This is a genomic window from Pseudoxanthobacter sp., from assembly GCF_036822375.1.
Taxonomy (GTDB): Bacteria; Pseudomonadota; Alphaproteobacteria; order Rhizobiales; family Segnochrobactraceae; genus Pseudoxanthobacter.
Map to the genome: position 1 here is coordinate 1 of NZ_DAISHT010000151.1, position 4,938 is coordinate 4,938.

Below are 4,938 nucleotides of genomic sequence, written 5' to 3' on the forward strand. Positions count from 1 at the left end.
CCCCGGGGCACAGCCCCCACCGCCCCGCGGATGGCCTCCGCCATATAGGGCGAATAATAGAGCGTGAGCGTGATCACGCCCGCGCTGACGGCGGAAAACCGCAATCCGAGATCGGGGGCGACGAAATAGACCCCGTAAAGCAGCACCAGAATGGGAAAGCCGAGAATGAACTCGGTGTAGAGGCGCACCAGCGCGCGCAGCGCCAGCCAGCGGCTTTGCCCGGCAGCGTGAAGCAGAATGGCTGCGGCCAGCGCGCACAGCGTGCCCAGTCCGGTCAGCCATGCCGTCTCGCGCAGCCCGCGCAGGAAGAGCGGGCCGTACTGGAGAAAGACATCGAGAAAATCGGTCATCGTCTGATCCTCCGGGCTCATCCCCGAAGGGCACTCAGGCGCCGTTCCAGCACCCGCGAACCGCGCAGAAGGATCTGCGCCAGCACGGTGTAGGAGATGGCGACCGCGGTGAACACTTCGATGGCCGAGAAGGTGCGCGACTGGATGAGAACGCCGGTATAGGTGATCTCCGTGACCGCAACCACGGAAGCAAGCGGCGTCGACTTCAGCACGATGGTCAGTTCGGCCGTGAGAGGCGGCAGGCTGGCGATGAAGGCCTGCGGCAGCACGATGCGTTGCCAGATGCGCCAGCGGCTCATGCCGATAGCCTCGGCGGCCTCCGTCTGCCCGGGCGGAATGGCCGCCACCGCCGCCCGCAGAATCTCGGCCGAATAGGCGCCGGAGTTGAGGCCGATGGCCAGCATCGCCGCGAGGAAGGCCTGTTCGGAGAGGCCGAGCGACGCGATGCCGAAAAACACGACCAGCAACTGCACATAGAGCGGCGTGCCGCGCATGAGGCTGACATAGAGGCGGCTCAGCACATAGCCGGTCCTGCCGCCGCCGATCTGGGCGGCGGCGGCAAGAGCCCCGACAGCAAGGCTGACGATGCCGGCCGCCACCGTCAGCTCGACGGTGACCACCGTGGCGCGGGCGACAGGCCCGATGGCCTCAAGAAAAAGGGCAGTCTGAAACATCGCGGCCCTCTGCCGCCTGCACCGGGGCAGGCCTGTCGGCGGGAGTGTCAGTTGGCGGGAACGAAGTCTTTTTCCGGCAGTTCCATCGTGTAGCCGAAATACTGCGTCTGCAGCTTGCCGATGGTGCCATCGGCCTTCAGCTTCGCCACTTCCGCCGAGAGCGCCGCCGCCAGATCGGCATCGGCCTTGTTCACACCCCAGCCGATGGGCGTGGAAGGCCCGATATCGCCGACCACCACCAGCGCCAGATCCTTGCGCTTGCCAACCGCTTCGGTCAGCACGGACTTGTCGTCCACCACGCAATCGGCCCGGCCCTTGTCGAGGGCGGCAATGGTCTGTTCGATGGTCTCGAAGCCCAGCAGTTCCACCGGCGCCTTGCCGGCATTCTCAAGGCCGGTGTTGAGCGCCTGCATCATCTGCTCGGGCTGGGTCGTCTGCTTCACCGCGCAGGTCAGCCCCGAAAGCGCGCCGATATCGGACGATTTCACCTTGCCGTCCTTCAGCGCCAGCACCGCATTGGTGGAGGTGGCCGTGGGGATGACATAATCGATGCGCTTCGCCCGCTCGGCCGTGACATTCAGGGTCGGCGTCATGTCAAAGCCGCCGGCGATGAGCGCCGGCAGAATGCCGCTGAACGGCATGACCTTGTATTCCACCTTCACGCCAAGGTTCTTCGCCACGGCCGCAATGATATCCGGATCGTAGCCGACGATTTTACCCCCGGCATCGGTGAACTCGAACGGCGCAAACGTCGGATCGATGCCGACGACCAGCGTGCCCTTCTCCTTCACCTCTTTCAGCGAGGCGGCGCCTGCCGGCGCTGTCATGAGGCCCGCGCCGAGCGCGGCGGCGAGCGCGAGAGTTCCAAGCGTCTTCAGGCCCATTGTGTTCCCCTGTTATGGACGGCCGATGATGGAATCGAGATCGTTACGCACTTGCACGCGCAGCCGCCCCGGTTCGGAGCGCTGCCAGAGCCGGCCGTCGGCCCGCGGGGCCGCAACGGCAACCGTCATGTCCAGAACGAACCGGCCCGCGGCCATGTCGCCCGGCCGCGATGTGGCGCCCGCCGGCGTCAGGCTGCCATCGCGACCGATGGCGACCGACAGGAACAGGTTGACCGGATCGGCGGTCTTCGCCGCCTGCCCGCCCGCGGCCGCAATGGCGGCGGCAACGCGCGCCTTCAGCGCTTCCGCACCGCCGGCCTCGCCCTCTGTCAGCGGCAGCAGCAGATCGTGCGTCAGGTGCGGCGCGGAAATGCCGAGCACCATCACCGGACGACGCTTGTTGGTAACAAGCCGCATGCCGAGCCGCAGGGCGAAGGAATTGGAGAACACCCGCGTGTGATGGGGCGAGAGGAAGATCTCCGGGTCCGCATCGGCAACGGCGAACAGACCCGCCGGCTGGCCGCCGTCGATATCGGTCACCGCCAGAAACTGGCCGCAGGCAACCCGCACGGCCCGCACCTCACCGCCGGGCACGATCACATCGCTTTCCGGCGGCAGCGGGCCGGTAACGGGTTCCTTCATCAGCAGCGGCATCACGCCTCCTCCGCCGGATAGCGCACTTCAACCGGCGTCGGCCGCAGGCCGTTGCCGGGGATGATGTCCTGCGGGCAGGACGAGACCGCGCAGACCACGTCCATCAGCGCCCTCAGGGCAATGCGGTCGCCCGGACGGCTCGGCGGATCGACCACCGCCGTGCGGCCATCTTCCACCACCGGGCTGTTCTGGAAGAAGTTGAACGGCTCCGGCAGGGCAAGCGGCGTGCGGATGCCGTAGGCGCGCAGCGGCTCGTACATGTTGTCGAGACAGTTGCGGTGACCGGGGCAGCCGAAGTCGACCGCAAACCGGCTCGCATCGCATGCCGGCACCGTGTAGTCGTGCGTGCCGATGGTATCCTCGACAATCTCCAGCATCGGCCGGCCGCGGCTCGACATCAGCACATCGCCGCACTTGATGTAGAGCGAGCGCAGGGCGAGGCGCGTTTCGATGCCGGACAGGGTTTCGCCCTGATCGGCCGCGCTGAAGGCGACGAAGTCGATGGCCTGCTGACCTTCCAGATCGACCAGAACGAACACGTCGCCCGCCTTCACGTCGAACGCACCGCCGTGGCCGCCGGCGACATGCAGCACACGCTCAGCCATCGGCCCGCTCCGGCTCCATGATGTCGACGTGCATTTCGGTCGGATACCAGCCGGCAATCGGGTTGAATTCCTGCGGGCAGGCCGAGATCGCCACCACCAGATCGATCCACGCCTTCATCACGATGTAGTCGCCGGGCTTCGAGGGCGCCGGCCCGTTCAGCACCGAACCGTCTGCACCCACCGGCACGTTGGCGAAGATGTTGAACGGCTGCGGCACGTAGAAAGGCCGGGTGCCGAAATAGGGCTCCATCACTTCGCGCAGGTTGCCGGCGCACGAGCGGTGGCTGTGCTGCAGGCCATAGAGCCGATAACGGTGTTCGTCACAGGCGGCCGTCAGCAGGTCATGCACGCGGCAGGTATCGGCAATGACCTGCAGAACCGGGCGGCGGTGATTGGAGTGGAAACTCTCGCCCGGCTCCGGGCACAGCTTGTTCACCCAAACGCGGGTGTGCATCGCCGAAAGATGCTCGTCCAGATCGTCGGCGTTGAAGGCCCAGAAATCACCGCACTGGCGGCCATGCGGGTCGGTCAGGCGGATATATTGTCCGGCCTTCACCACGCCGGCCCAGCCCGTCATCGGCTGGATGACCTCGCTGCGCACGCTGGAAAGGGCAAGGGTTGCCTTTCCGTTCAAATCCACCTCGAATGCCATCATGTCCTCGGCGCTATCGATGAGATTGAAATCATGATTTCATAATTTGCGTTTTTGAAAAGCGCATTTTATCATCACGACGTGATCACCAAACAGGCAGGCGGACGTGGGCGACACAGGGACACCCGACACGGCAACACCCGAGAGTGCGACAACGGACACAGCGACACAGCCCGGCGGGGACGCAGCCGATGGCCTGCTGAATGCGCGTATCAGGGCGGTCTATGACGACATGGCGCCGGCCGAGCGCCGGGTCGCGGATCTCATCCTGCATTTTCCGGGTGAACTGCATGGCTATGCCGCCTCCGAGCTGGCGCGGCTGGCGGGCACCTCCAATGCCGCCGTCAGCCGGTTCGTGCGCCGGCTGGGGTTCGCCAATTTCGAGGAAATGCGCCTTTTTGCCCGCGACGAACGGGAGAACGGCTCGCCGGTGACCCTGATGCGGTTGCAGGAGGGCGACAATCCGGCCGGCCCCTACGACCTTGCCCGCCACGCGGAGATGGTGGGCGAAAATGTGAGCCGCACCTTTGCCGGCCTCGATGGCGGCACATGGGAGCGCCTGACCGGGGCACTGGAGACGGCGCCGCGGGTGTGGATCATCGGCTTTCGCCACGGCTATTATCTGGCCGGCTATCTGAAATGGTCGCTGGTGCATGTGCGCGACAATGTGTTTCTGCTGCCGGCCGGCGGGGAGACGTTCGGCGAGAGCCTGATCGATGCCGGGCCGGGCGATCTTGCCATCGTGTTCGCCATGCGACGCCGCGTGCCGCTGATAACGCGGCTGGTGCCGGCGCTCGGCCGGCAGGGCGTGCGCGTGGCTCTCATCACCGATACCGGAATGGCCGATACGCTGGGCGCGGACTTCGTGCTGCGCTGTCACTCGAAATCGCGCGGGGCGACGGACGACCATTCCGCCGCGTTCGTTCTGTCCCATGCCCTGCTGGAAGGGCTCATCGCCCGGCTCGGCCAGAAGGCCCGCACGCGCTTTGCCGCGGTGGACGAACAGCACGCCGGCCTCGCCGAACTGGGCTGAGCCCGGTTCGCGCGAGGACCGGCGCCGGCGGCGCAGACCGCCTGCCCGTTTTTTAATCCTATGAAATTGCCAGACCGGGCCGGCGG

Annotated in this window: 7 protein-coding genes; 1 reads left to right on the forward strand and 6 read right to left on the reverse strand. The window is 66.1% G+C overall.

Annotated elements, in window-relative coordinates; genetic code table 11:
- The 6 genes from V7067_RS13015 to V7067_RS13040 all read right to left on the reverse strand — a co-directional run.
- Window positions 1-350: ABC transporter permease subunit (locus V7067_RS13015; RefSeq protein WP_334176330.1), on the reverse strand; the 350-nt coding region annotated here is incomplete at its 3' end.
- A gap of 17 nt (window positions 351-367) precedes the next feature.
- On the reverse strand, window positions 368-1,024 hold the full coding sequence (locus V7067_RS13020; RefSeq protein WP_334176331.1) for an amino acid ABC transporter permease: 657 nt from the start codon (window positions 1,022-1,024) through the stop codon (window positions 368-370).
- Window positions 1,025-1,071: 47 nt separating this feature from the next.
- Window positions 1,072-1,908 (reverse strand): transporter substrate-binding domain-containing protein, encoded by an 837-nt coding sequence (locus tag V7067_RS13025; protein WP_334176332.1) that lies wholly within the window; start codon window positions 1,906-1,908, stop codon window positions 1,072-1,074.
- A 12-nt stretch (window positions 1,909-1,920) separates the two neighbouring features.
- Window positions 1,921-2,562, reverse strand: coding sequence for a DUF1989 domain-containing protein (locus V7067_RS13030; RefSeq protein ID WP_334176333.1), 642 nt, complete (start codon window positions 2,560-2,562; stop codon window positions 1,921-1,923).
- A complete protein-coding gene (locus V7067_RS13035; protein ID WP_334176334.1) occupies window positions 2,562-3,167 on the reverse strand; it encodes an urea carboxylase-associated family protein in 606 nt (201 codons plus the stop codon). The genes V7067_RS13030 and V7067_RS13035 overlap by 1 nt, the downstream gene beginning before the upstream one ends.
- Window positions 3,160-3,807, reverse strand: coding sequence for an urea carboxylase-associated family protein (locus V7067_RS13040; RefSeq protein ID WP_334176335.1), 648 nt, complete (start codon window positions 3,805-3,807; stop codon window positions 3,160-3,162). Before V7067_RS13040 ends, V7067_RS13035 begins: the two co-directional genes overlap by 8 nt.
- A gap of 118 nt (window positions 3,808-3,925) precedes the next feature.
- Between V7067_RS13040 and V7067_RS13045 the strand changes: the two genes are divergently transcribed.
- Window positions 3,926-4,852: a MurR/RpiR family transcriptional regulator gene (locus tag V7067_RS13045; protein ID WP_334176336.1), complete on the forward strand. Its 927-nt coding sequence runs from the start codon at window positions 3,926-3,928 to the stop codon at window positions 4,850-4,852.
- Window positions 4,853-4,938: the final 86 nt, after the last annotated feature.

Excerpts from the sequence above, each read along its gene's own strand:
- V7067_RS13025 (WP_334176332.1), bottom strand. The coding sequence starts at position 1,908 with ATGGGCCTGAAGACGCTTGGAACTCTCGCGCTCGCCGCCGCGCTCGGC.
- V7067_RS13035 (WP_334176334.1), bottom strand. The coding sequence starts at position 3,167 with ATGGCTGAGCGTGTGCTGCATGTCGCCGGCGGCCACGGCGGTGCGTTC.
- V7067_RS13030 (WP_334176333.1), bottom strand. The coding sequence starts at position 2,562 with ATGCCGCTGCTGATGAAGGAACCCGTTACCGGCCCGCTGCCGCCGGAA.
- V7067_RS13020 (WP_334176331.1), bottom strand. The coding sequence starts at position 1,024 with ATGTTTCAGACTGCCCTTTTTCTTGAGGCCATCGGGCCTGTCGCCCGC.